Source organism: Paenalcaligenes sp. Me52, from assembly GCF_050487965.1.
In the GTDB taxonomy this organism is placed as follows: domain Bacteria; phylum Pseudomonadota; class Gammaproteobacteria; order Burkholderiales; family Burkholderiaceae_B; genus Paenalcaligenes.
The window spans coordinates 1,415,588-1,439,818 of sequence record NZ_JBKQFO010000001.1; the positions used below are offsets into that span (position 1 = coordinate 1,415,588).

Annotated in this window: 21 protein-coding genes and 1 riboswitch; of the genes, 13 read left to right on the forward strand and 8 right to left on the reverse strand. The window is 49.7% G+C overall.

The genetic code is table 11. The features are described from left to right. Nucleotides 1–10: 10 nt before the first annotated feature. The 4 genes from poxB to ACLO87_RS06660 all read left to right on the forward strand — a co-directional run bounded on the left by poxB (nucleotide 11) and on the right by ACLO87_RS06660 (nucleotide 4,814). A complete protein-coding gene (gene poxB, locus ACLO87_RS06645; RefSeq protein WP_430223132.1) occupies nucleotides 11–1,744 on the forward strand; it encodes a ubiquinone-dependent pyruvate dehydrogenase in 1,734 nt (577 codons plus the stop codon). 117 nt (nucleotides 1,745–1,861) lie between these two features. Beyond that, a complete protein-coding gene (locus ACLO87_RS06650; protein ID WP_430223133.1) occupies nucleotides 1,862–3,430 on the forward strand; it encodes a cytochrome ubiquinol oxidase subunit I in 1,569 nt (522 codons plus the stop codon). Between the two features lie 15 nt (nucleotides 3,431–3,445). Beyond that, entirely contained in the window at nucleotides 3,446–4,579 is a 1,134-nt protein-coding gene (gene cydB / locus ACLO87_RS06655) for a cytochrome d ubiquinol oxidase subunit II (protein ID WP_430223134.1), read from the forward strand. 13 nt (nucleotides 4,580–4,592) lie between these two features. Continuing rightward, the gene (locus ACLO87_RS06660; protein WP_135866453.1) at nucleotides 4,593–4,814 is read left to right on the forward strand and encodes a hypothetical protein; all 222 of its coding nucleotides are present in this window, start codon (nucleotides 4,593–4,595) and stop codon (nucleotides 4,812–4,814) included. A 5-nt stretch (nucleotides 4,815–4,819) separates the two neighbouring features. Here the strand turns inward: ACLO87_RS06660 and ACLO87_RS06665 are convergent, their stop codons facing one another. Next, nucleotides 4,820–5,122 carry an antibiotic biosynthesis monooxygenase family protein gene (locus ACLO87_RS06665; RefSeq protein ID WP_135866451.1) on the reverse strand — a complete coding sequence of 101 codons (303 nt, stop codon included), beginning with the start codon at nucleotides 5,120–5,122 and terminating at the stop codon, nucleotides 4,820–4,822. Nucleotides 5,123–5,285: 163 nt separating this feature from the next. On the opposite strand from ACLO87_RS06665, the gene ACLO87_RS06670 reads away from it, so the two are divergent. The 4 genes from ACLO87_RS06670 to ACLO87_RS06685 all read left to right on the forward strand — a co-directional run bounded on the left by ACLO87_RS06670 (nucleotide 5,286) and on the right by ACLO87_RS06685 (nucleotide 8,514). Beyond that, on the forward strand, nucleotides 5,286–5,987 hold the full coding sequence (locus ACLO87_RS06670; RefSeq protein WP_135866450.1) for a DUF421 domain-containing protein: 702 nt from the start codon (nucleotides 5,286–5,288) through the stop codon (nucleotides 5,985–5,987). 142 nt (nucleotides 5,988–6,129) lie between these two features. Next, entirely contained in the window at nucleotides 6,130–6,798 is a 669-nt protein-coding gene (locus ACLO87_RS06675) for an ankyrin repeat domain-containing protein (protein WP_430223135.1), read from the forward strand. A gap of 12 nt (nucleotides 6,799–6,810) precedes the next feature. Next, nucleotides 6,811–7,284, forward strand: coding sequence for a nucleoside deaminase (locus ACLO87_RS06680; protein WP_430223136.1), 474 nt, complete (start codon nucleotides 6,811–6,813; stop codon nucleotides 7,282–7,284). Between the two features lie 9 nt (nucleotides 7,285–7,293). Beyond that, on the forward strand, nucleotides 7,294–8,514 hold the full coding sequence (locus tag ACLO87_RS06685) for a cyanate transporter (RefSeq protein ID WP_430223137.1): 1,221 nt from the start codon (nucleotides 7,294–7,296) through the stop codon (nucleotides 8,512–8,514). 92 nt (nucleotides 8,515–8,606) lie between these two features. Here ACLO87_RS06685 and ACLO87_RS06690 read toward each other — a convergent pair whose 3' ends face one another. From ACLO87_RS06690 to ACLO87_RS06715, 6 genes are all read right to left on the reverse strand, one after another. Further along, on the reverse strand, nucleotides 8,607–9,998 hold the full coding sequence (locus tag ACLO87_RS06690) for a hypothetical protein (RefSeq protein ID WP_430223138.1): 1,392 nt from the start codon (nucleotides 9,996–9,998) through the stop codon (nucleotides 8,607–8,609). Between the two features lie 290 nt (nucleotides 9,999–10,288). Then, a complete protein-coding gene (locus tag ACLO87_RS06695; RefSeq protein ID WP_135866308.1) occupies nucleotides 10,289–11,710 on the reverse strand; it encodes a hypothetical protein in 1,422 nt (473 codons plus the stop codon). A 103-nt stretch (nucleotides 11,711–11,813) separates the two neighbouring features. Further along, nucleotides 11,814–12,017, reverse strand: coding sequence for a DUF2474 domain-containing protein (locus tag ACLO87_RS06700; RefSeq protein WP_430223139.1), 204 nt, complete (start codon nucleotides 12,015–12,017; stop codon nucleotides 11,814–11,816). Beyond that, nucleotides 11,969–12,964, reverse strand: a complete 996-nt coding sequence (gene cydB, locus ACLO87_RS06705) for a cytochrome d ubiquinol oxidase subunit II (RefSeq protein WP_430223140.1) — start codon at nucleotides 12,962–12,964, stop codon at nucleotides 11,969–11,971. Before cydB (ACLO87_RS06705) ends, ACLO87_RS06700 begins: the two co-directional genes overlap by 49 nt. Before the next feature lie 2 nt (nucleotides 12,965–12,966). After that, entirely contained in the window at nucleotides 12,967–14,391 is a 1,425-nt protein-coding gene (locus ACLO87_RS06710; protein ID WP_430223141.1) for a cytochrome ubiquinol oxidase subunit I, read from the reverse strand. 368 nt (nucleotides 14,392–14,759) lie between these two features. Continuing rightward, nucleotides 14,760–16,169, reverse strand: coding sequence for an amino acid permease (locus ACLO87_RS06715; RefSeq protein ID WP_135864481.1), 1,410 nt, complete (start codon nucleotides 16,167–16,169; stop codon nucleotides 14,760–14,762). A gap of 387 nt (nucleotides 16,170–16,556) precedes the next feature. After that, a riboswitch (glycine riboswitch) is annotated at nucleotides 16,557–16,647 on the reverse strand. 142 nt (nucleotides 16,648–16,789) lie between these two features. Between ACLO87_RS06715 and ACLO87_RS06720 the strand changes: the two genes are divergently transcribed. The 5 genes from ACLO87_RS06720 (at nucleotide 16,790) to ACLO87_RS06740 (ending at nucleotide 22,725) form a co-directional block, all read left to right on the forward strand. Beyond that, nucleotides 16,790–18,724 carry a methyl-accepting chemotaxis protein gene (locus ACLO87_RS06720; protein ID WP_430223142.1) on the forward strand — a complete coding sequence of 645 codons (1,935 nt, stop codon included), beginning with the start codon at nucleotides 16,790–16,792 and terminating at the stop codon, nucleotides 18,722–18,724. 147 nt (nucleotides 18,725–18,871) lie between these two features. After that, complete coding sequence (locus tag ACLO87_RS06725) at nucleotides 18,872–20,302, forward strand: gamma-aminobutyraldehyde dehydrogenase (RefSeq protein WP_430223143.1); 1,431 nt, start codon at nucleotides 18,872–18,874, stop codon at nucleotides 20,300–20,302. A gap of 10 nt (nucleotides 20,303–20,312) precedes the next feature. Next, nucleotides 20,313–21,083, forward strand: a complete 771-nt coding sequence (locus tag ACLO87_RS06730; protein WP_430223144.1) for a nuclear transport factor 2 family protein — start codon at nucleotides 20,313–20,315, stop codon at nucleotides 21,081–21,083. Nucleotides 21,084–21,133: 50 nt separating this feature from the next. Beyond that, entirely contained in the window at nucleotides 21,134–21,886 is a 753-nt protein-coding gene (locus tag ACLO87_RS06735; protein ID WP_135864487.1) for a FadR/GntR family transcriptional regulator, read from the forward strand. 32 nt (nucleotides 21,887–21,918) lie between these two features. Then, nucleotides 21,919–22,725: a cache domain-containing protein gene (locus ACLO87_RS06740; protein WP_430223145.1), complete on the forward strand. Its 807-nt coding sequence runs from the start codon at nucleotides 21,919–21,921 to the stop codon at nucleotides 22,723–22,725. A 134-nt stretch (nucleotides 22,726–22,859) separates the two neighbouring features. Here ACLO87_RS06740 and ACLO87_RS06745 read toward each other — a convergent pair whose 3' ends face one another. Continuing rightward, entirely contained in the window at nucleotides 22,860–24,098 is a 1,239-nt protein-coding gene (locus ACLO87_RS06745; protein WP_135864490.1) for a D-amino acid dehydrogenase, read from the reverse strand. Between the last annotated feature and the right edge of the window lie 133 nt (nucleotides 24,099–24,231).

The window sequence follows — 24,231 nt, forward strand, 5'->3', positions numbered from 1 at the left end:
GAAGTCCTCCATGAAGATTAAGAATGTTGCCGACTTGTTGACCGAAACCCTAATTGAAGCTGGGGTGAAGCGCATTTATGGCGTGGTGGGGGATAGCTTGAACGGGGTGACTGAGTCCATCCGTCAACGCCCTGAGTTGGAATGGGTAGGTGTGCGTCACGAAGAGGTAGCGGCATTTGCGGCCAGTGGCGAATCACAAGTAACCGGTGAGTTGGCTGTGTGTGCGGGGTCGTGCGGGCCAGGTAACTTGCACTTGATCAACGGTTTGTTTGATGCACACCGTAGCCGTACACCGGTGTTGGCGATTGCAGCACACATTCCCTCTGCGGAAATTGGCAGCGGATACTTCCAAGAAACGCATCCACAAAATCTGTTCCAAGAGTGCAGTCACTACTGCGAAATGGTCTCAGATCCTAAACAGTTGCCTTACGTATTGGATAACGCTATTCGCGCAGCGGTAGGCCAAAAAGGGGTGGCTGTTATCGTTTTGCCGGGTGACGTGGCGTTGGCGGCGTCGCCAGTGAGCACAGTAACTCCACATTTGGGTTTGATTCCTCCTGTACCTGAAGTACAGCCTGCAGCGGCCCAAATTGATGCTTTGGCAGAGTTGTTGAATAACTCTGGCCGCGTTGCCTTGTTTACGGGCCGTGGTTGTGCTGGTGCACACGATGAATTACTGAAACTGGCTGATGCACTAAAAAGCCCTATGGTTCATGCCTTGGGTGGTAAAGAGCATGTGGAATACGACAACCCTTACGATGTAGGGATGACTGGTTTCATCGGTTTCTCGTCTGGCTATGCTGCTATGCACGCCTGCGACACCTTGCTAATGTTGGGCACCGATTTTCCCTATAAACAATTCCTGCCTAGCCACGTTAAAGTGGTGCAAGTTGATATACGCCCAGAAAATCTGGGTAGACGTGCGAAGTTGGAGTTGGGTGTGGTGGGCGACGTCAAACTGACCATTCAGCGCCTGCTACCTAAGCTTAAAGCACGTACAGACAATAGTTTCCTGGATTCCGCACGCAAACATTATCAAGAAGCCCGTAAAGGCTTAGATGAGTTGGCGCAGCCAGGTAAGCATGGCGTCATACACCCGCAGTATTTAGCACGTATGTTGAGTGAAAAAGCATCTGAAGATGCGATTTTTACTGCCGACGTGGGTACGGCGACTGTGTGGGCTGCCCGCTATCTGAAAATGAATGGCAAACGCCGTTTAGTGGGCTCATTAACACACGGCTCAATGGCCAATGCGATGCCCCAAGCTTTGGGTATCAAGCATGCATTGCCAGAGCGTCAAGTAATTACATTTTCGGGAGACGGTGGCTTGTCCATGCTGATGGGGGATTTAATCAGCCTGAAACAACACAATATTCCGGTGAAAGTAGTAGTTTTCAATAACGGTGTGCTGGGTTTTGTGGCACTGGAAATGAAAGCGGCTGGCTTTGTGAATACAGGGGTTGATCTGGATAATCCAGATTTTTCTGCTGTGGCTCGTGCCGTAGGCATTCATGGGGTGCGCGTAGAGCATCCTGATGATCTTCCTGCAGCGATAGAAGAAGTTCTACAGCACGAGGGGCCTGCTTTGCTAGATGTAGTAACGGCGAAGCAGGAGTTGGTGCTACCTCCTACCATTGGTCTAGAGCAAGTCAAAGGTTTTGGGCTGTGGGGGTTAAGGGCGGTGATGGATGGTCAAATGCACAATGTGTTGGATTTGGCCAAAACCAATCTTTTGGACCGCTAATAATCTGGTGCCAGGCTGGTGTGGTTTGCTGGTTTTTCTGTTCTGTCCACGTCTTGGTTGTTGCAGCAAAAGACGTGGTGCAGGATAAAACAGTTGGTTTTCACCTAGATAATTATTATGGTAAATGAAACCGTCGTTGATCTGTCCCGCTTGCAGTTTGCGGCTACAGCACTTTATCACTTCTTATTTGTTCCTTTAACTTTGGGTCTGTCCATTCTGATCGCTGTGATGGAGACGGTATACGTCACCACAGGGCGTGAAGTCTACAGACGTATGACACAGTTCTGGGCCAAGCTTTTCATGATCAACTTTGCGCTAGGTGTAGCAACAGGGTTGACCATGGAATTTCAGTTTGGGACGAACTGGTCGTTTTACTCCAGCTTTGTAGGGGATGCGTTTGGTACCTTACTGGCGGTAGAGGGCCTAATGGCTTTCTTTATGGAGTCCACCTTCATTGGCTTGATGGTGTTGGGCTGGGATCGCATGTCCAAAGGTAAGCACTTGGTCGTAACCTACTTGGTTGCGCTGGGTTCTAACTTGTCGGCGTTGTGGATTCTGGTGGCCAACAGCTTTATGCAGAGCCCATTGGGAGCCGAGTTCAACCCCATTACCATGCGTATGGAGTTATCCAACTTCTCGGCCATGTTCTTCAACCCCGATGCGCAAGCTAAATTTGTGCATACCGTTTTGGCAGGCTACGTAACCGCTGCTGTATTCGTCTGTGGGGTCAGTGCATTCTATATGCTACGTAATCGTCATATGGATATTGCACGTCGTTCCTTCCGTATTGCAGCCCTGTTCGGGGTGTTGGGTACGGCAGGTGTTCTGACCCTAGGGGATGCTTTGGGCTTGATTGGTGGCCATGCACAGCCTACCAAACTGGCTGCCATGGAAGCCCTATGGAAAGAAGAAAAAGCACCAATGCCATTTAACGCCATTGCCTTCCCTTCGCAAGAAGAGCAGCGCAACCTTGGCGAAATACAAATCCCAGCCTTACTTTCTATATTGGTCACGCACTCGTTGGATGGTACGGTACCAGCCATCGATCAGTTAGAAGAACAGGCTAAGGTGCGTATCCGTAATGGTATGCCTGCAGTAGAGGCCATGAAGACCTTAAGTGCTAACCCGCTAGATACTGCCGCCTTGGCACAGTTTGAAGCGCATAAAGCAGATATAGGTTATGGCTTACTGGTACAACGCTATGCTCCAGATGGTGATTTATCCTTAATTACCGAAGAGGATATTGCGAAAGCAGCCAATGACACTATTCCTGAAGTATGGGTAATTTTCTGGTCATTCCGTATCATGGTGGCACTGGGTCTGCTGATGCTGGCGTACTTCGTCGGTGCTTTGGTGCTCACACTATCCAACAAAGTGCAAAACAACCGTTGGTTCTTGCGATGCTCTGTATGGATGATTCCAGTTCCTTTCATCGCGTGTGAAATGGGTTGGATTGTGGCCGAGGTGGGTAGACAGCCATGGACCGTGTACGAAATGCTGCCTACTTGGTTGTCGGCATCCACACATAGTGTCACTTACATGATCGTATCGTTAGCAGGCTTCTTGTTGTTCTACACGATTTTTGCGCTGATCGAGATGTACTTGATGATCCGCAGTATTCGTAAAGGACCGGATGACGAGCCAACGACTCCGGCTACCCAAACCACTGCCGCGACAGCGTCATAATTTAGGGAGTCAACCATGGATGTTTATTACGTACTTCAAATAGTTTGGTGGCTGCTCTTAGGCGTGCTGCTGATGGGACTCGGGATAATGGTCGGTATGGACATGGGCGTAGGTACACTACTGCGCTTTGTGGGTCGTACTGACGCTGAGCGCCGTGTAGCCCTGAACATTATCGGCCCACACTGGGATGGTAATCAGGTGTGGTTTATTCTGGGTGGTGGTGCGATTTTTGCTGCTTGGCCACTGGTATATGCAACAGCGTTCTCTGGCTTTTACATTGTGATGCTGGTGTTGCTGTGGAGCATGATCATTCGCCCACTGGGCTTTGAGTACCGTAGCAAGTTGCCTCATGCTGCATGGCGTAACGCCTGGGATTGGAGTTTGTTTGCTTCCGGTTTAATCCCTATGGTGATTTACGGTGCAGCGATTGGTAACGTGCTGCAAGGCGTGCCTTTCCATTTCGACTGGCGTATGACGTCTTACTACACAGGTAGCTTCTTAGAGCTACTGAATCCTTTTGCTGTACTGTGTGGTTTGGTGTCGGTATCCCTGTCCATTTACATGGGCGGTGCCATCTTGATGAACGGTAGTGTGGGCGATATTGCTAAACGTGCTCGCAAAGCTTCATTGCTGGGCGGTACCGTAGCGATAGTGTTGTTCACCTTGTGCGGTATTTGGGTGGCTAACATGGACTTCTACCAAATTACCTCCTCACCTGAACCTGGCATGGCACAGATTCCTTTGCACCAGACCGTAGCAGTAGTAGAAGGTGGTTTGCTGAATAATTTCCGCAACTACCCTATCTTGTGGGCAGTGCCTGCATTGGGCTACATAGGTTTGATCGTAGGTATGCTAGCGCTGAAAGCGGGCCGTTCGGTATTTGGCTGGTGGATGGGCGCGTTGGCTTGGATTGGTGTGTTGGGTACTGCTGGTGCAGCCATGTTCCCATTCATCATGCCTTCCAGCACAAACCCTTCGCACAGTCTGACCGTGTGGAACTCGGGTGCTAGCTCATTGACCATGAGCTGGATGCTTGGCTTCACCATCATCTTTATGCCGCTGATTATTGCTTACACCAGCTGGGCATTCTGGGTGATGCGCGGCAAAGTGACGACTGAGCAAGTCGATAGTTCAGAACACGCTTTATAAGAGGAGTCACATTATGTCGGTGTTTATGCGTTTTATTGTGCTCCTGATTTTGGCTGTTATCGCTATTTTGCTGACGGTCATCCTCGGAGATTACGGCCCTTGGTATTTGTCGTGGTTGCTAGGTACAGGTTTTATGGTACTGGTAGCGGCAATGGGCGGCGTCTTGTATGAAGAGCAAGAAGACGCGTTGGACAGACCTGCCGAAGTAAAAAGCAGGTCGTCCTCGGGTTATTAATCAGCTTAGGCTGAGGTTGTAACCGTCTCGAAATGCTCTGTGGAGGGGGCTTCAGCGAAGAACTCGCTGATAAAGCCTCTCCACTTAGGGAAAGCGGGAGACTCACGGAAATCCACCATGTGGTTTTCCAGAGTCTCCCATTCTATATGCAGCAGGTAGTGTTCAGGCTTAGCTAAACTGTGGTTGAGGTTGTAGCGAATGTAGCCTTTGGAGTGGCGGATAACGCTCTCAACGCCTTGTGCTACAGCAGCCTCAAATTCTTTTTGCTTACCGGGTTGAATCTGGATACTGGTGAGTTCGTGAATCATAGTAATCCTTGCTAACAATAATTAGAAATAGAAGTGGGCATAATGGCTAACGTCACTCGCCCATTGCGTGAGTGGGATAGCTTTTAGAACATTGTTGATTCTAGCGTAGCAGCAGTGACCGAGGCTATCCGTCTTACCCCACACCCACATCGAGGAACTAGTGATGGAATGGAATTTTTACGCTGAATCACTGCTGGTCTATGTGGTGCTAGCTGTGAAGCTACTGGTAGGGTTGGTCATTATTATTGCCAACATGAACTGGACCGGTAAAACCAAGTTGTCGCAGATGAATGCCATCGATTTGGTGGGCAACTTTGTGCTGGGTGGGGTAGTAGGCGGCATTATCTATAACAAAGACATCAGCTTTCTTACCTACATAGTTTGCTTGTTAATAGGTATAGGATTGATTGATGGTTTGAACTATCTGGTGAACCGCACCAATTTCTTTAGATCATTTGCAGTGGGTTGTCCTATCACGTTGATTGCAGACGGTAAATTTTGTGTGGCGGCGATTAATGACAAGAAAAATAAAATTGATCTCAGCATCGTCGCTAGCTTATTGCGCAGCATGGGGCACTTCTCATTCTCGGGATTAGAGTTCTTGCAAATAGAACCTGGTGGGCAGTTAACCGTTATTGAGAAAAAAGAGGGTGGGCCTAGGCCGGCGTTTATTGTGCTGATGAATGGCACTATCTTTTCTAGCCTGCTTGAAAGTCTAGACAAAGACGCGGCGTGGCTAGAGACGCAATTGCATCAAGCTGGCTTCGAGCAGCTACATACGATTTTCATGGTGGAGTGGTGGCAAGAGTCCTTGACCGTGGTGTGTGACAATGGCGTGGTCAAAACTATTAAAGCAGCGTCTTGAGCGTTGGCCTACTACGTAGAACTACGGAATTTCTAGTCAGTCTTACCTTTGCGAGTCGTGGGGTGAGCGCGCTACCCTATATAAGCTTGTGCCACTGCCGGACGTGCAGTGTGAGTGAAAACCTGTTTTATAAGGTGTGGAAATGCGTAGATTTTTGACGGTTGGAATGCTGCTGTCATTGGCAGTGGTGATGATGCAAAAGCCAGCGCTGGCGTCGTTGTCGGCAATGTCGCTGCAGAGTGCAGCAGCGCAAGGCGACACGGCTGAGCTTCGGCAGTTACTTGCTAACGGCGCTGATTTAGAAGCCCGTGACGGGCAAGGCAGGACAGCATTAATGCGTGCTACACGTGCTAATCATGTGCAGGCAGCTACTCTTCTGATAGAGGCGGGTGCTGATGTCAATGCAAAAGACAATATAGAGGATAGTCCGTATTTGTATGCGGGCGCCCAAGGCTTAAATGATATTCTCTTGCTAACCCTTGCGCATGGTGCTGATCTGCAAAGCACCAATAGATATGGTGGCACAGCGCTGATTCCTGCCGCTGAAAAAGGCCATGCCGATACGGTAAGTATCTTGCTGGATGCTGGTGTGGCAGTGGACCACGTTAACCGCTTGGGCTGGACGGCGTTACTGGAAGCTATCGTGCTTAGCAACGGTGGTCCTGTGCATCAGGACATCGTTAAACGCCTGATTGACGGTGGTGCCAATGTGAATCTGGCTGACGATAAGGGGGTAACACCCCTGCAGCATGCAGAACGCCGAGGGTATAACGAAATCGCTGCATTGTTGCTCGCAGCCGGTGCGCGATAAGGAGCCTAGAACATGACAATCAGTACAGAAAAAGCAGGGTTTTTGCGTGAAGCCATTGCGTTGGCCTATACCAACCAACAACAGGGCGGTAGGCCTTTTGGTGCCGTAGTAGTCAAAGATGGGCGTATAGTGGCAACCGGCGTGAATGAAATTCATGCCACACATGACCCAACTGCTCATGCTGAACTGACGGCATTGCGAGCCGCAAGTCAGAAGCTGCAATCCCCTAATTTATCGGGATGCAGTGTCTTTGCCAGTGGGCATCCTTGCCCTATGTGCATGGCAGCAATGCGTATGGCGGGAGTGGGGGAAGTGATTTATGCCTATTCTAACGAGGAAGCCGAACAATATGGGCTCTCTACTGCAGCTATTTATGCAGAGTTAGCCTTACCTTTCTCGGAACAAAGCATGCATATACAGTATGAGCCATTGCGTCCTGAGCCTTATACAGGCTTGTATACGGAGTGGAAATTAAAACAAAAGTAGTAGGGCAGTATGGATGTAAACGTAACGCATAAACACCAATCTACGGTGTGGTTGCTGGTGGTAGTGGCCATCGTAGGACTAAATTTACGTCCGTTTATGACAGGGATTGGGCCATTGGCAGAATCCTTGCGTGAGGCCACGGGGTTAAGTCAGCAAGGGCTATCCATGCTGACCTTAATTCCTATGGCGTTAATGGGTGTGGTCGCCTTTGCTGGGCCTGCGTTGCAAGGTAAGTTGGGTGCGAGATTGCTCGTACTATTAGCCTTGTTGGTGATCGCTATAGGGGCGATATTGCGCTGGGTCACTAGTTCGGGTGGCGTGCTGCTACTCACGGCCGCCATTATGGGCTTTGGCGTGGCCATTATTCAGGCTGTATTCCCCGGTATCATCAAGCGTCAGTTCATGCAACGCAGTAGTGTTGTGATGGGCTTGTACTCAGCCATGATGATGGGGGGCGGTGCCTTGGGGGCTCAGTTGTCGCCCTGGGTGGCGCAGGCGACGGGTAGTTGGCAAATAGGCTTGGCATGGTTAGTGGTGCCCGCTTTGCTTGCATTGTTACTAGCCATGAAGTTATTGCCCATGGATCCACCACGTAGTGCGGGTAGGCGAGTCTCTATAAAACCCTTATTACGCCGTCGCCGAACATGGTTATTGATGTTGTGTTTCGGCTTGGTGAATGGTGGCTATTCGTCTGCTGTAGCGTGGCTTGCGCCTGCGTATCAAAGCTTGGGGTGGAGTGCGGCGTACAGTGGTAGTTTGTTGGCCGTGATGGCGATTGCTCAAGCAGTAGCTGCTTTGGTGCTGCCTGCTATCGCGTGCAGGAAGCCTGACTTCAGGCCGTGGCTGTGGTTTACCTTAGGTCTGCAGCTAGTGGGCTTCGCTGGCTTAGCATTTTGGCCAGCAGCAGCACCGCTACTCTGGGCGATCGTGGTGGGGGCGGGCCTGGGTGGTTGCTTCTCACTCACGATGGTGGTGGCTTTAGAGCATTTAAAAGATCCAGCACAAGCGGGTGCGTTGGCAGCCTTGATGCAAGGCGGTGGTTTCTTGTTAGCCGCTGTGGCGCCATGGATTGTGGCCACTTTGTACGATGCTACCGAAAGCTATATGGCCGGTTGGATGTGGCATGTAGGCTGTGTAACGGTAGTGAGTGTTCTGGTGTGGCAGTTCGCACCTAAAGGTTATGCGCAGGCAATGGGTGTCTCGGCATCAGCGAATAAGCCAGCACAATAAGTGCGTGAGGTTGGGTGGCGGTTACGTCATCGCTGGAACATAAAAAAGGCAGCTCGATTGAGCTGCCTTTTTCGTATGCCATTACTACAGCATTACTTGCGTTCTACAGCCAATGTGTAATCACGGCTGCGATTAGGTTGGTTCCACATGGTGACCTGAATTTGGTACTCACCAGGTTGCAACGCTACTTCTACGCGAGAGTCCAGATTGTCATTGTTGTAGTCAATGTCGTCGTTCTCGGCAATCACATAACCGTCTTTTTGCAGTGACAGGTACGTGTCAAAAGAAGGAGAGCCTAGATCAATCACATAGTTACCCGCTTGTGCGATAGTCAAGTTATGGGTAACACGATCTGCGCCGGATTGCATGATGGCGTGTATAGATTGACCGGGGGTGATACGTGGATCATCAACGTTAGGAGGCAGGTTGTTGCCACCTAATGTCAGCTCGTATACACCTTGTTGTGAGCCATCAATAGACACTGTGTGTGTGCCAGCAGGTAGGATTGCACGTGTGCTGCCATCGTTTTGGCGACGTGGGAAGCTAATAGGCAAACCGTCCAGTTCTACATCAGCCTCGAAGCCTAGCGCATCTACTTTCAGGTGAACGAAGGTAGGTTGCTCCAGAACAAAGCTGAAGTTTTGTTGATCACCTATGTACAAACCAGCTTGTTTTTCGCCATTAACAGTCAGTACATCACCAGATTTCAGGCTGACTTCAGGGATGTCTGCTTTATTGATGAGCAAGCGGTAAGTACCGTTAAAGGTATCAGCGCCCAGCGCAGAGCTAGTTTGAATGGTGTAGGTACCGGGCTCTAGGTATGTTTGGATTTTGGCATCATAGTTGTCGCCGCCATCATCATCCGAGGCAATTTCACGACCAGCACGATCCAGCAGATCCAAGTAAGGGTCAACCTGACCTTGATCGGCTTTCATGTCGATGGTGTAGATGGCTGGCTCTTTCACTTCCAGGGTGAAGCTTTGCTTGCGACCCATGGCAATTTCAGTGATATCCATGCCAGCTTCAACTACGCCACCTACGTAGCTCTTCAGTGGTGTAGCAGTAACGCTGAAGGGGCCATAAGCATTAGCGTCTATACCGCTGACGATTACGTCGTACTTACCACCTGTTTCGGCTTTGAAAGCCAATACAGAGGCTGATGCTTTGGCATCACCTTGTTTGGAGTTGGCAACTAGCATGCCATTTTGCAGCACGCTGATTTGCGCGCGTAATGCACCAGTTACGTCAATTTTGTAGAACAAACCGGCTTCAGCATCCAAGGTGTAAGGAACGCTGCGTACGCCGTTGCTCAAGTTAACCAAACTTGTGCTGTTGATTTCACCTGGGTGGGCTTTATCTAAGGCCAGTACTGGGAAAGCAGACTGAGAGACTGCAGGGTTTTGGTCTTGTTGATAATAGTAAGCGGTACCACCACCAGCGATAACCGCCCCGATAATGGCGGCAAAGATAGTCGAGAGCTTCATGTGTATAGGGATCTCTAAGTAGTATAAGTGTCTTCATTGTACTAGGGCATTCCCTAAACAAGGCGTTGTATTGTTAAGAAGGGTGAATCCAGTGCCTTACTGTGTAATTAATTGTAAATACGTATAGTCAAACCGTTGTTAGCGGCGAAGAAAATGATCGCTAGACGGACATAGCCAAATGCACGACGTACAGAGTGATGGCGTGGGTTGGGTTATCTGGAGTTTGTACCAAGTAGGCATAAAAAAAGCTGCTCCGTAGAGCAGCTTTTTCATCTTGACGTCTCAAACGTTTATTTACGTTTTACGCTTAAGCTGTAGTCACGGTTGCGAGAAGCTTCGCTCAGTGCCATAGCTTGGATTTGGTACTGACCTGGCTCCAGCGACATTTCAATGCGGGAGTTGGTGTTGCCGTTGCTGTAATCAATGTCATCGTTTTCAGCAATGGTGTAACCGTTTTGGTTCAGAGACAGCGATGTATCGAAAACAGGGGAAGCCATATCGATAACATAGGTGCCAGCTTGAGTAATGTTCAGGCTGTAGTTGATACGGGTAACGCCCGACAGCATTACAGCCTGACGGCTATCGCCTACACGAATGGCGCCACCACCAGCGTTAGCCGGTACGGAACTCGCAGCCAATGTCAGGTCAAATACACCGCCTTGTTGGCTTTCAATGCCGATAGTGTGGGTACCTGCTTCCAATACAGCACGTAGTGTGTACACACCACGGCTTTGGTAGTTGATGCTAGCGCCGTCTACGGTGACGTCTGGGTCAAAGCCCAATGCGCGCACATCAAGGTTAACCAACATGGTTTCTGGCAGTTCAAAGCTGAACTCTTGTGCTTGGCCGTTATGCAAACCTGTTTGCTTTGCGCCATCAGTGTTCAAGGTTGCGCCAGATTCCAGCGTGATTTCGCTGGTTAAGGCTTCTTTAGCGATAATCAAACGGTAAGTACCTTGGAAGGTGTCAGCGCCTACAGCAGAACTAGTTTGGATAGTGTAAGTGCCGGCTTCCAAATACGCTTGAATCTTGGCGTCGTAGTTATCGCCACCGTCATCGTCAGCAACCAATTCTTGACCGTTTTTATCCAACAGAGTCAGATAAGGGTCCAGTCGGCCTTGGTCGGCTTTCATGTCGATGGTGTAAATCGCGTTTTCTTCTACTTCCAGAGTGAAACTTTGCTGACGGCCCATAGCAATTTCGGTAATGTCCATACCGGCTTTAACTATGCCACCTACGTAGCTTTTCAATGGTGTTGCAGTAACACTGAATGGGCCGTAGGCATTGGAGTCTAAGCCGCTTACTACTACGTCGTATTTGCCAGCGGTTTCGGCTTTAAAGGCCAATACAGCAGGCGCTGTAGCTGTGTTAGAGCTACTGCTGCAGTCATTGCAACTGCTGCTGTTTGTCGTGGAGCTGGCAATCAGCAGACCATTTTGCAGCACGCTGATTTGGGCACGCAACGCACCAGCTACAGCAATTTTGTAGAACTGGCCGGCTTCAGCAGTCAATGTGAACGGTACGCTACGTACACCATTGCTCAAGTTGACCAAGCTGGTGCTGTTGATTTCACCGGCTTTAGCTGTGTCCAACGGCAAAGCAGTAAAAGCTGCTTGCTGTGCTGTGCCTTGGTGTTGCTGGTAGTAGTAAGCAGTACCACCACCAGCGATGGCTGCGCCAAGAATGGCTGCAAAAATAGTCGAGAGCTTCATTATGTCAAGGTTCTCTGAGTAGTAAGAAAGTGCGCATATTGTACTCAGGCATTGGCAAAAAAATATAATGAATTGTTAGGAATATAGAAAACTTTTTGAGTGCTTAGGCGCTGGGGGTCATGCCAGCGAAGCCCATCAGTAATCTCATAAGCCCAGCCACTGCGCCTAAGCTGGCAATACTGCATACCCAAATAAGGACTAGCCAGCCTAAGCGTTGCAGTAATGTTCCGGAAGTGTTGGTACTTGTTGTGTCATTCATTAGTGATACCCATCCTGTGTTTTGCCGCGAAATACGTAGTAAGACCATGCTGAGTAGCACAAAATAATGGGGATAATCAGCAACGCACCTACTAAGGTAAAGCCCAAGCTTTGTACTGGTGCGGCAGCTTCATAAATAGTGAGATCTGGCGGAATAATATGGGGCCATACGCTGATCACAAAGCCGGTGTAGCCTAGGAATATCAATAGTAATGACCAGACAAATGGACCAGCATGCGGAACACCACGCAGGCAGCGGAAAATAGCGAAACAGGCCAGCAACACTAAAAACGGTACGGGTAGAAAGAACCAGAGGTTAGGAAAGCTAAACCAGCGCTCGGCAATGTCGGGGTGACGCAAGGGTGTCCAGAAGCTGACTATAGCGATAGAGGCTAGTAATGCCAGCGTAATAGGGCGGGTGATGCGTATCATGTTTTGCTGTAGCGGGCCGCTGGTTTTCAAGATTAACCACGTGACTCCCAACAAGGCATAGGCAATGAGCGTGCCGATGCCCGTGAAGATAGAGAATGGGGTAATCCATCCGGCGACGGCGTAGCTGCTGTCACCCAGTGGGATACCGTCAATAAAAGCCCCCAAGGTCACACCTTGGAAAAAAGTGGCCACAATGGAGCCCAGCATGAAGGCTTTGTCCCAAAAGGCTTTGTGTGCTTCATCGGCTTTAAATCGGAACTCAAATGAAACGCCGCGCCAAATTAGGCCTGCCAGCATCAACAGCAGCGGTATATACAGCGCGCTTAATACTACGGCGTATGCCTTAGGAAAGGCCGCCATTAAACCTGCACCGCCCAGCACTAACCAGGTTTCATTACCATCCCAAACGGGGGCGACACTATTCACCATGGTATCGCGATGTTGGCGATCGGGAATAAAAGCAAACAAGATGCCTATGCCCAAGTCAAAGCCATCGGTAATCACGTACATCATGATGCCGAAGCCAATGATCAATAACCAGATCAAGGGTAAATCTATGCCCATGACTACTCCTTGTTATGTGTAGAGGGTGCTGAGTGTGCGGACGATGCGCCTGTTGTGGCAAGGTGGCTCGCGCGCAGTGGTTTTATAGGTGTTTCTTTTTGTGTGGAAGGGTCATCAGGGCCATGGCTAATCAGGCGCAGCATATAGAGAATACCTAGCCCAAACACCGCCATATACATCACGACCAGAACTACTAAGGTGACTGACATGGTGGCAGTAGAGTGCGTGGACACCGCATCTTTGGTACGCATCAGGCCATAGACTATCCAAGGCTGTCGGCCTATTTCAGTGGTGTACCAACCGGCAAGTAAGGCGATTAGCCCAGATGGCCCCATCCATAGCGCAAAGCGCTGTAACGCTTTTGATTGAAAGGCTTTGCGACGCCATAAGGCAGTGGCGCTCCACAGTGCCAAGAGCAGCATCAATAGGCCCAGACCCACCATGATGCGGAAAGTCCAGAACACGACGGCAGTCGGAGGTCTATCGGCAGCGGGAAATTCTTTTAAACCAGGGTATTGGCCATCCCATTCATGGGTAAGGATTAAGCCACCCAAATTAGGGATAGAGAGGGCGTAACGCGTGGTTTCGGTTTCCATGTCTGGTAAACCAAATAGGATTAGCGGAACCCCTTCACCGGGTTTGTTTTCCCAGTGACCTTCAATTGCGGCAATTTTGGCAGGCTGATGTTTCAGCGTATTCAGACCATGTAAGTCACCTACGAAGATCTGTACTGGGATCGTGGCCAACAGCATCCACATTGCCATGGAGAACATGGTGCGTATAGCAGGTTCTTGTTTGCCTTTAAGCAGATGCCACGCAGCAGAAGCCCCTACCAACAAGGCCGTACAGATAAAGGCAGCCAATACCATGTGGACCAAACGGTACGGGAAAGAAGGATTGAAAATGATCGCAATCCAATCGGTAGGGATGACCACGTTATTCACGATTTCGTAGCCTTGAGGGGTTTGCATCCAGCTATTAGAGGCCAGAATCCATGTGGCAGAAATCAGCGTGCCAATGGCAACCATGATGGTGGCAAACCAGTGCAATCTGGGGCCTACTTTATTCCAGCCAAACAGCATGACCCCTAAGAAACCAGCCTCTAGGAAAAAGGCAGTGAGCACCTCATAGGTCAACAAGGGGCCAGTGATGCTACCGGCAAACTCAGAGTAAAAGCTCCAGTTAGTGCCGAATTGGTAGGCCATGACTAAGCCAGACACCACGCCCATACCGAAGTTAACGGCAAAAACTTTGGACCAAAAATGGTAGAGAGTTTGATAAACCGGATTTTTTTTCCATAACCACATGCCTTCCAGTACAGCGAGGTACGAAGCCAATCCTATGGTGATCGCGGGGAAAATAATATGAAAGCTTATGGTAAAGCCGAACTGAATGCGGGCCAGTTCTAGTGCATCTAGGCCGAACATGCGCAGACCTCCGAGTACAGCCAATGGAAGAAGGGGCTGCCGCATACCAGTGTGAGTTCAGCAACAACCCATGAAAGCCGTAAACCATACAAGATTTATATTGTATGCATACATAACATTAATTTGTATGCGTAATATAGGTTATTTTGTATGGATTATCAATCTTGTTTTGTATGGGTGTTGTATGGTGGTTGTGGCTATTTATAGCAACACTGCTACGATCTTAGCGATAACTACGCTTAAGATTTGAGCTGTTTTGTTTGTGTGGGGAGATGTGAATGTTTTTTCTTGTATGGTTTTTTGTATGGATTTTTATGCCAAACCATCAAGAGAGGCACTACCCCTAGAAAGGGTAGTGCCAAGGGTACTTATTCTGCAGCGTGAGGCACTGCAGCAGGTTGCTGCTGAATGCGTTTCAAGCGTTTTTTGTACAAAGGCAAGCACAAAAATAAGGCTAAGAACCAGAAAGGAGTAGCGATCAAACCAATTAATGTCTCTTCTTCTTGGCTGAATAGGTACAGAGCAAAAGCAAAGAACACTAAGGTGGCGTAGCACATAGGAATAGCAAAAGGCATTTTGTAGCTGGATTTCGCATGTGCTTCAGGGCGAGTGCGGCGGTATTTCAGGTAAGACACCAAAATCACAGCCCACACAAAAATAAAGCAAATGCTGGATACGGTGGTCACGATGGTGAACACGCGCATCACGTCACCTTCTGCGTACAACAGAAATACGCTGCTTAACAGCAGGGCGCATGAGTACAGCAAGCCATTACGTGGTGTGCCGCTGCGTGACAGTTTGCCAAATGACTCTGGTGCTAGATCGTTTTTAGACAAGCCATACAACATACGGCCCGTTGAGAACATACCGCTGTTTGCTGATGACAAAGCAGAAGTTAGCACTACAAAGTTAATAATCGCAGCCGCTGCACCCACGCCAATCAACAAGAACATGTTCACAAATGGGCTCTTGTTGGGGGCAACTACATCCCATGGTGTAACGGTCATGATGACGGTCAGTGCCAGCACATAGAAAATAATTACGCGTACAGGGATCTTGTTGATGGCTTTAGGCAGATTTTTGGTTGGATCTGCCGTTTCAGCAGACGCTGTACCTACCAGCTCAATCCCTACGAAGGCAAAGATCGCAATCTGGAATGCAGCAAAAAAGCCCATGATGCCGTTAGGAAATACACCACCTCTATCCCAAAGATGGGACAGGCTCGCTTTATCGCCTGTAGGGCCAACAAAGCCGGTAAACAGCAAATACGCACCTACAGCGATCAAGGCCAGAATAGCGACGATTTTGATCAAGGCAAACCAGAATTCCAGCTCACCAAAAAGCTTGGCAGATAGCAGGTTAAAGGCCAATAAGAATGCGATACATAGAATGCCAGGTAGCCAAAGCGGTACGTCAGGCCACCAGAACTGGGTGTATCCAGTGATGGCAACAATATCGGCCACACCAATAACTACCCAGCAGAACCAATAGCTCCAGCCGGTGAAATACCCCATCGTAGGGCCAAGAATATCCGTAGCAAAATCAACAAAGGATTTGTATTCCAGATTGTGAAGAAGCAATTCTCCCATTGCTCGCATCACGAAAAAGAGGAAAAAGCCGATGATGACGTAGGTAAATAAAACCGAAGGGCCGGCCAAGCTGATGGTGCGGCCAGAACCCATGAATAGACCTGTACCAATCGCGCCTCCAATCGCGATAAGTTGCAGGTGTCGGTTTTTTAACGAGCGTTGCAATCCTGATGAGTGTTGTTGACTCACGCGTTTCTCCGTAATTTGTTATATCACTATGAAGTGGGTGTTACTGTGCTACAAGAAAAAAACACGGGCATACCGCCGTTCTGCAGAAACGGAAGTAACAGTTGCAAACCAGAGTAAGCTCACAAGCGCACGACATAACTCAACATGTTGATTGCGCGTATCAACATAGGATGTGTGTGCCAGAAAGTATGCTTTGGTAGGCGTAAATAGCCGCCCAGCTATTACGCGTACAGTGAGGAAATGGTCATGGCAGACTCTCCGGACGTAGTAGGTGAACAGTTGCCATGCAGCAGCTGTACCCCATCTGTCCGTTTACCTGAGAGCTTATCCATGATTGTGTCATGATCCCCTTCGGTGGGCATATTGTAATGCCTCTCTCCAGATTGTCACGGTTTCAGGATTCTTTTGCCTGAGAGTTTCCGGGGTGGTTGCTCCGTCGGCGCTTCATGGAGAATAAAGACTCTCTCCTGAACCATTTGTTGACCATCGCATTTTATAAATAAGTGAAAAACCCCTTCTATTATCGTTAACCAGTATGTGAACTTTTGAAGCCTCAATAAATTTCTCCGAGATCAGGCCGTAAACCCTTTTGCGCTGTATTTATATGATTGGAGAACTTGATGTTTTCAAACTTGAGCCTACGTGCTCGTATGTTGATGGTTGTGGTGGGTATGATCGTAGTTGGGTTTACGGCCATCATCGGAGTAGTGGTGCAGCAAGGCTCTGCGATGCAGACCAAAGCTGCTCATATGTATGTTGAAGAAGCGGTAAAAGGCGAAGCGCAAGAGGTGATGAAGGAAACGGAGAAAGCCTTAAATGCCGCACGAACCTTAGCCCAAATGTTGTATGGTGTGCGCCAAAGCGGTATTACAGATCGCTATGCCGCCATGGCTATGATGCGTGAAATTCTCGCGAATAACTCCAATTTCCTAACCGTGTGGGCAGTATGGGAACCCAACGCTTTTGACGGCCGTGACGAAGATTTTGCTCATGCCGATGCGCACGATGGTACAGGTAGATTTACTCCCTACTGGAGTCGTACTGATGGTGCATTATCAGTAGATGTGATCCGTAACTACCACCAGGCAGGCGAGGGCGATTACTACCTCAATGCCCGCAATACCAAGAGAACGATCCTGTCTGAACCTTACCGTGACTATATAGGCGGTATTTCGACGTTATTGACGAGTATCTCGGTGCCTATACTGCATAACGACCAAGTGATTGCAGTCGTAGGGGTGGATATTGCGTTGTCGGCCTTCCAGAACCAGATCAGCCAGATTCGTCCTTATGAAATTGGTTATGCCAGTTTGTTTTCAGAAGGCGGTATTTACATCGGCCATCGCGATGCAGAGCGTGTAGGCGCGAGAATGGATGCTGACCAGAAGCAAAGTCTGGATGCAGCAAGGACAGGCAAAACACAAAGTTTTGAAAGTGTAGACCCGCTGCTTGGAGAGGATAGCTATACGGTGGTCGTGCCTATTGCTTTGCCAACTACTGAGGGAAAATGGGCATTATCGGTGACTGTGCCGCAAGCCAAAGTATTAGCTGAAGTCTACGAATTACGTAATACATCCCTAATTCTGGGTGCCATTAGTATTGTGGTGGTGTCCTTAGTGCTGGGTGTGGCGCTAAACCGTATGGTGATTCGCCCCTTGGGTGGTGAGCCTGCACAAGCGCTGCATGTGGCTGAAAGCATTGCCCAGGGCGATTTGCGCTCTGATATTCGTTTGCATGAGGGCGATGAATATAGCGTGCTACATGCTATGGATAGTATGCAAACGCAGTTGGTGGGCATCATCAGTGGCATCCGTGAAAACAGTGAGTCCGTTTCGCAGGCCGCCCACCAGATCGCACAAGGCAACATCGATTTGTCCCAGCGTACTGAGGAACAGGCCGCAGCATTGCAAGAAACAGCGGCGAGCCTAGAGGAGCTGTCAGTCACCGTAAAACAGAATGCGGATCACGCGCATCAAGCGAATGACTTGGCGGCAGATGCCTCGTCGTTGGCAGTGGCCAGTGACGGTGCGGTGGGTGAGATTGTGCAATCCATGACGGCACTTAGCCAAAGCTCGCAGAAGATGAATGACATCATCACTACGATTGAAAGTATTGCCTTCCAAACTAACATTTTGGCGTTGAACGCGGCAGTAGAAGCGGCACGAGCCGGTGAGAATGGTAGAGGCTTTGCTGTGGTGGCAGCAGAGGTACGAACCTTGGCGCAGCGCAGTGCTGTGTCTGCACACGAGATCAAAGAGCTGATCGAAAACTCGGTGCAATTAGCGCAAGGCAGCACGCAGAAAGTGGATAGAGCCAGTGGCATTATCCGCCAGGCAGCAGGTGCGATTACAGATGTGGCTAGACTAATGGACGAAATAGCTTCCGCATCCAGTCAGCAAAGCGATGGTCTTGCACAGATCAATACGGCCATTGTGCAGATGGATGCGGTGACACAGCAAAACGCTGCCATGGTAGAAGAAGCCTCTGCCGCAGCCTCGTCATTGCAAGATCAAGCGCGTCAATTGTCTGAAGCGGTCTCGGTATTTAGAACCTAATCTTTACGCCAGTTGTAGCGTGGTAAGCAGCCGTTTTCACACTAGTGGAAACGGCTGCTTCTTTTCTAGGCTAGGGTAATTACGGATACTGCTAATACCTATAACTTCATAGGATATATTTATATTCCGTTCACCAAGGAGATTGTGATGACTCACCCAACACTTAAACACTTCATTAATGGCAAGTTTGTGGCATCCACCGGCACAGACACTTTTGACCTGATTAGCCCAGTGACTGGCAAAATCTACGCACGCTCACCTAACGCGACACAGCAAGATGTAGATGCTGCTTATGCAGCAGCGCGTGCTGCGTTCAAAGTATGGGGGCGCAGCACACCATCAGCACGTCAAAAAGCCTTGCTGGCGTTGGCAGATCAAATTGAGAAAAACAGTGACAGACTGGTGGAAGCACAAAGCCGTAACACTGGCCAACTTAAGCATTTGATTGCGTCTGAAGAGGTCGCTGTTTGTGCTGATCAGATTCGTTTCTTTGCCGGTGCAGCGCGCTTTTTGGAAGGTAAAGCCACCGCAGAATACATGGAAGGGTTGACCTCAAGCATCCGCCGCGAGCCGCTGGGTGTAGTAGGGCAGGTCACGCCATGGAACTACCCATTGATGATGGCGGTATGGAAAATTGCTCCTGCACTGGCAGCTGGTAACACCATCGTTCTAAAACCTAGCGACACCACCCCAGAAAGTACCTTGCTATTGGCGGAGCTGGTCGCACCGTTATTCCCTGAAGGTGTGTTTAACGTGGTGCTAGGACAGGCTAATGCTGGCTCTATGGTGGTGTCACACCCCACCCCCGCGCTGGTTTCCATTACAGGCTCAGTACGTGCAGGTTTACAAGTTGCAGCATCCGCTGCTGCTAACCTTGCTCGCGCTCACTTGGAATTAGGTGGTAAGGCCCCAGTAGTGGTGTTTGAAGATGCTGATCTGGATAAAGCGGCCAGCACCATTTCCATCGCTGGCCTGTTCAATGCAGGGCAAGACTGCACGGCAGCGACGCGAGTGTTAGTGGCGGCGTCTGTGCACGATAAGTTTGTACAAAAATTGGTAGAGCAGGTGAAAGCGATTAAATTTGGTGATCCAGACGACACCGAGGCTTTGTACGGCGCCTTGAATAATGCCAGCCAATTAGAGCGTGTAAGTGGCTTTATGAAGCGCTTGCCAGCACATGCCAAAATCCAAACAGGTGGTAAAGCCGCTGATCGTGACGGTTTCTACTTTGAACCTACTGTGATCACAGGTTTGAAGCAAGATGACGAAGCAATCCAAACCGAAATCTTCGGGCCAGTGATTACCGTACAAACCTTTAGCGACGAGGCCGATGCGATCGCCAAAGCTAACGGCGTGGAATATGGTTTGGCTTCTAGCGTATGGACCACCAACCATGCCCGCACGCAGCGCCTGTCTCGTGAGTTGGATTTCGGTACGGTATGGATCAACACTCACATTCCATTGACAGCAGAAATGCCGCACGGTGGCTTCAAAAAATCCGGCTACGGCAAAGACTTGTCGGCCTACGGTTTCGAAGAGTACACCCGCGTTAAACATGTGATGAGCGCACACGAATAAGGGAGGGATTATGAGCCAAACATTGTCAAACCGTGATTTGGTGGCGAAAGCACACTATGAACTCTTTACGCTGCGCGACACCAGCGCATTAGAGAAGTACTTTGCTACGGATTTTATTGAACACTCACCGCTAGTGGCTGATGGGCTAAGTGGGTTGCGCGAGCTGGTGCAATCGTGTCCTGATCTAAAGCATGAAGCTCGTCGTGTACTACAGGATGGTGATTTAGTGGCCATTCATGGGCGTTTTGTAGGCTTGGATGAGCAGCCCTTGGTAGGTTTTGATTTATACCGCGTACGTGACGGGAAAATTGTTGAGCATTGGGATGGTTTGGTACCAGAGGCAGCACCTAATGCCAGCGGTCGCACACAATTGGATGGTCCTGTAGAACCCGGCAAAGGTAACAAAGAAAAGAACCGTGGGTTGGTGTGGCGGTTCTTTACCGAGACGCTCATTAAGGGTGATTACACGGGGTTTGAGCGTTACGCTAATGGCGAAGACTTCCATCAGCATAGCCCTGATATTGCCGATGGCGTCAAAGCAGTGATCGCGTTCCTAGAACAACTGCGCACAGACGGCCATGGTTTAGAGTACGCACGCATTCACCGTAGTGTGGCGGAAGGCGAGTTTGTGCTGACACACTCCGAGGGCAGTATTGCTGGTGAGCGTCATGCGTATTTTGAACTGTGGCGCGTTGAAAATGGCAAAGTGGCCGAGCTGTGGGATGCCATTGCACCAGTACCAGAAGATGATCAAGCCTTGCATAAGCATGGGATTTTTTGATCAGAAGTGCTACGATTCCCGATTTGTCTACGGAATTGGGGAGTAGCAGCATGACGGCGCATGCCATTGTTTACGCGCCCATAGGTCAAGCAAGCCGGTCTGAATTGGTGGTGGAACGATTAAGTAACGCCATCCTGGCTGGTTTGCTTGAGGCCGATGAGCAATTGCCCAATGAGGCAGATTTGTCGCGTATGTTGGGCGTGTCCCCTGTGACAGTGCGCGAGGCATTAAATACCTTGCGCATGCGTAATCTGATTGATACGCGCCGTGGCCGTAATGGTGGAAGCTTTGTCTGCAAAATGTCGGCGGGCATGCTGCTAGCGCAGCACCCGCTGAAGCTGGCCAGTTCGGCGTATTTGGCTGACTTGGGTGAGTGGCATTGTGCTGTGATTAGTCACAGCGCAAGGCTGGCCGCGCAGCGCTCTACCAACCAAGACCTACTGCGTTTTGAAAAAGCAGTTGATGCGTTTGGCGCTACTGAACAAGCCGAAGAACGGGCGCACGCCGATATGCGCTGTTTGTTGGCATTGGCAGCGAATGCGCAATCGGCTAGGTTGGCCAATCAGGTATTGATGATACAAGCGGAATGGGCACCCTTGGTGGCCGCGCTATACCAATACACGAATGCGCATGAGCAAGTGGTAGTAGCGTATCAGCAACTGGTGCTGGCGTTACGTCAAAACGATGCAGATCAAGCCTGTATGCAGGCTCAACACATGATTTATCTGCTGACAGATCAACTGCTGGCCTGTAAAGTAAAGCTAGATGCAGACACATCATTACAACAGTCCCATCTGGCTTGATCCTAGGTGGGCATAGCCTGCAGGAGACAACCATGTATAGCGATACTCCAGTAGAAAAAGCAAAGGCCATGCTGCACGAGATCACGCAATCTGCGTGTAGTGCGGCGGCTAATCTAGCAGAAGAAACCCAGCGCATTTTGGCGCATACCGTTTCTGCAAACAAAGAAGGCATACAGCTAGGTGCTGAGCAACGACAGCAGTTGCAAGCGCCTATACAAGCCGTATTACACGACCATCCGTGGTGCAATGGTGCCGGGTTTGCCAGCTACAGTAATGCTCAGGCTGGCGAGGAAGTCTGGTCATTAGAATGGTGGTACCAAGAGGCGGGTACGATTGAGCACGCGCAACTGGATCGTAACCAAGAAATACGTAAACGCTTAGATTTCCGCGTGTTTGATTGGTTTGGCCTGCCAGCCAATGATCATCAGGCCTACGTAGATGGTCCGTATGTGGATTATGTGTGTAATGGCGACTACACCATTACCACGGCACATCCAGTGCTGGTGGACGGTGTTTTCGTGGGTGTGGCGGCGGTTGATATGTTGGTGTCCACTTTGGATCGCTTGCTAGCACCGCTATTAGCAGCGATTAATAATCCGGTTGTGGTGGTGAATGCTGATCGTAGGGTAGTGCTGTCAACAGCGCCTGGTGTGCGCGTAGGCACATTACAGCGTGACGGTCAGCCCTTAGAGCAAGGGCGTATCTTGCATCTGCTGGAAGTGCCACAAGCGTCATCCCTTGTATCTACTCCAGCGTCATCCCTTGTATCTACTCCAGCGTCATCACAAACTCTGCGTTTTGATAGCTATTCGGCATTGTCTGCATCACTGAACCTGTAGCGTAGTGCTTTTTATGTGTTCAGATGGCTAGCATATGCTTGTGCCTCAATGCCGTTATCCGTGTAGAGCATTGGCACCATAGAAAAAGCCCTGCTTCATGATGAGGCAGGGCTTTTTTGTTTTTAACGACAGGCTTAGGGTTTGATACTGCTGTGTACCAAGGCAGTAACGGCTTCGGCAGTAGCGGCAGACAAGGTCCAGCCCAAGTGGCCGTGGCCAGTGTTGTAGAACACGCCAGGCTGTTTGCCTGTTTGAATGCGAGGCATCATGTCAGGCATCATTGGGCGCAAGCCAGCCCAAGGAATAGCGTTTTCTGTGCTAACACCTGAGAAGTTGTAGCGTACCCATTCGGTCAGAGGGTTGACGCGGTCAGCACGAATATTACGGTTTTCACCATTGTATTCGGCAGTACCAGCAATACGGAAACGGGAGTTACCTAAACGGCTAGTCACAATCTTGGCTTCTTCATCCAGCAAACTGACCCAAGGGGCAGAAGTCTGGCTGATTTCATCTTCCAAAGGAATAGTGATGGAGTAGCCTTTAACAGGGTAAATGTTGATGCGGTCGCCCACCATAGCAGCCAATTTACGGCTACCTACACCGGCACAAATTACCAATGCATCTACCTCAACAGACTCAGGGTGTTGTGGCGCGCCAGTGAGTTTAGAGATGTATTGAATGCGGTGTTTGGAGCCAGCTTGAGCAATGCTGCTAACTTCTACGTCCATCATGAACGTTACGCCTTTGCGCTCGCACGCCTCAGCTAAGCCACGAGTGTACTTATGAATATCGCCGGTAGAGTCGCTAGGTGTAAAGAAACCACCGTAGTATTTACCTTGCAATGTAGGCTCAATAGTGCGGATTTCTTCAGGCGTGACGGTGCTGCGCTCTAGGCCGCCTTTAGCCAGCAGTTCACTTACTTTAATACCTGCCTCAAAGCCTTTTTTGCTTTGGTACACGTGCAAGATGCCGCGTTCTTCCAAATCGTAGTCGATGTTTTCTTGTTTAGCCCAACGATGGAAAGGCTCACGCGCAGCAATAGCCAGTTTGACTGTGTCTACGGTGTTTTTTTCGTAATTACGGATGTTGTACAGGAACTCGCCCATCCACGAGTATTTGTGCCAGGTAGGGGCTGGGTTCAGCAGCAACGGAGCGTCGCGCTTGAACATCCATTTCAGGCCTTTAAGTACGGTCCCAGTGTTGTTCCAGACTTCAGCGTTACATGCCGACAATTGACCACCGTTAGCAAACGAGGTTTCCATGGCTGGGTAACGTTGGCGGTCCATGACAATAACGTCATAGCCTTGTTCTCTAAGGGCGTACGCTGTGGTCACGCCAGTAATACCGGCACCAATAACAGCAATGGTAGTCATGGGGGAATGCTCCAGATATAGAAATAGGGGTAGCCCGCTACATAGCGGCTACACCCCATCTGTCCGGTTACCTGAGAGCTTGTTCCACTGAGATCGTGGTCCCCTTCGGTGGGCAAAACACGGTTTGCCTCTC

What these genes read in the sequence shown, in the direction of transcription:
- ACLO87_RS06725 (WP_430223143.1), top strand. Translation starts at nt 18,872, where the DNA reads ATGACTCACCCAACACTTAAACACTTCATTAATGGCAAGTTTGTGGCA.
- ACLO87_RS06735 (WP_135864487.1), top strand. Translation starts at nt 21,134, where the DNA reads ATGACGGCGCATGCCATTGTTTACGCGCCCATAGGTCAAGCAAGCCGG.
- ACLO87_RS06680 (WP_430223136.1), top strand. Translation starts at nt 6,811, where the DNA reads ATGACAATCAGTACAGAAAAAGCAGGGTTTTTGCGTGAAGCCATTGCG.
- ACLO87_RS06675 (WP_430223135.1), top strand. Translation starts at nt 6,130, where the DNA reads ATGCGTAGATTTTTGACGGTTGGAATGCTGCTGTCATTGGCAGTGGTG.
- poxB (WP_430223132.1), top strand. Translation starts at nt 11, where the DNA reads ATGAAGATTAAGAATGTTGCCGACTTGTTGACCGAAACCCTAATTGAA.
- ACLO87_RS06720 (WP_430223142.1), top strand. Translation starts at nt 16,790, where the DNA reads ATGTTTTCAAACTTGAGCCTACGTGCTCGTATGTTGATGGTTGTGGTG.
- ACLO87_RS06745 (WP_135864490.1), bottom strand. Translation starts at nt 24,098, where the DNA reads ATGACTACCATTGCTGTTATTGGTGCCGGTATTACTGGCGTGACCACA.
- ACLO87_RS06685 (WP_430223137.1), top strand. Translation starts at nt 7,294, where the DNA reads ATGGATGTAAACGTAACGCATAAACACCAATCTACGGTGTGGTTGCTG.
- ACLO87_RS06665 (WP_135866451.1), bottom strand. Translation starts at nt 5,122, where the DNA reads ATGATTCACGAACTCACCAGTATCCAGATTCAACCCGGTAAGCAAAAA.
- cydB (WP_430223140.1), bottom strand. Translation starts at nt 12,964, where the DNA reads ATGGGCATAGATTTACCCTTGATCTGGTTATTGATCATTGGCTTCGGC.
- ACLO87_RS06700 (WP_430223139.1), bottom strand. Translation starts at nt 12,017, where the DNA reads ATGGTCTTACTACGTATTTCGCGGCAAAACACAGGATGGGTATCACTA.
- ACLO87_RS06690 (WP_430223138.1), bottom strand. Translation starts at nt 9,998, where the DNA reads ATGAAGCTCTCGACTATCTTTGCCGCCATTATCGGGGCGGTTATCGCT.
- ACLO87_RS06695 (WP_135866308.1), bottom strand. Translation starts at nt 11,710, where the DNA reads ATGAAGCTCTCGACTATTTTTGCAGCCATTCTTGGCGCAGCCATCGCT.
- ACLO87_RS06670 (WP_135866450.1), top strand. Translation starts at nt 5,286, where the DNA reads ATGGAATGGAATTTTTACGCTGAATCACTGCTGGTCTATGTGGTGCTA.
- cydB (WP_430223134.1), top strand. Translation starts at nt 3,446, where the DNA reads ATGGATGTTTATTACGTACTTCAAATAGTTTGGTGGCTGCTCTTAGGC.
- ACLO87_RS06710 (WP_430223141.1), bottom strand. Translation starts at nt 14,391, where the DNA reads ATGTTCGGCCTAGATGCACTAGAACTGGCCCGCATTCAGTTCGGCTTT.
- ACLO87_RS06730 (WP_430223144.1), top strand. Translation starts at nt 20,313, where the DNA reads ATGAGCCAAACATTGTCAAACCGTGATTTGGTGGCGAAAGCACACTAT.
- ACLO87_RS06650 (WP_430223133.1), top strand. Translation starts at nt 1,862, where the DNA reads ATGGTAAATGAAACCGTCGTTGATCTGTCCCGCTTGCAGTTTGCGGCT.
- ACLO87_RS06740 (WP_430223145.1), top strand. Translation starts at nt 21,919, where the DNA reads ATGTATAGCGATACTCCAGTAGAAAAAGCAAAGGCCATGCTGCACGAG.
- ACLO87_RS06660 (WP_135866453.1), top strand. Translation starts at nt 4,593, where the DNA reads ATGTCGGTGTTTATGCGTTTTATTGTGCTCCTGATTTTGGCTGTTATC.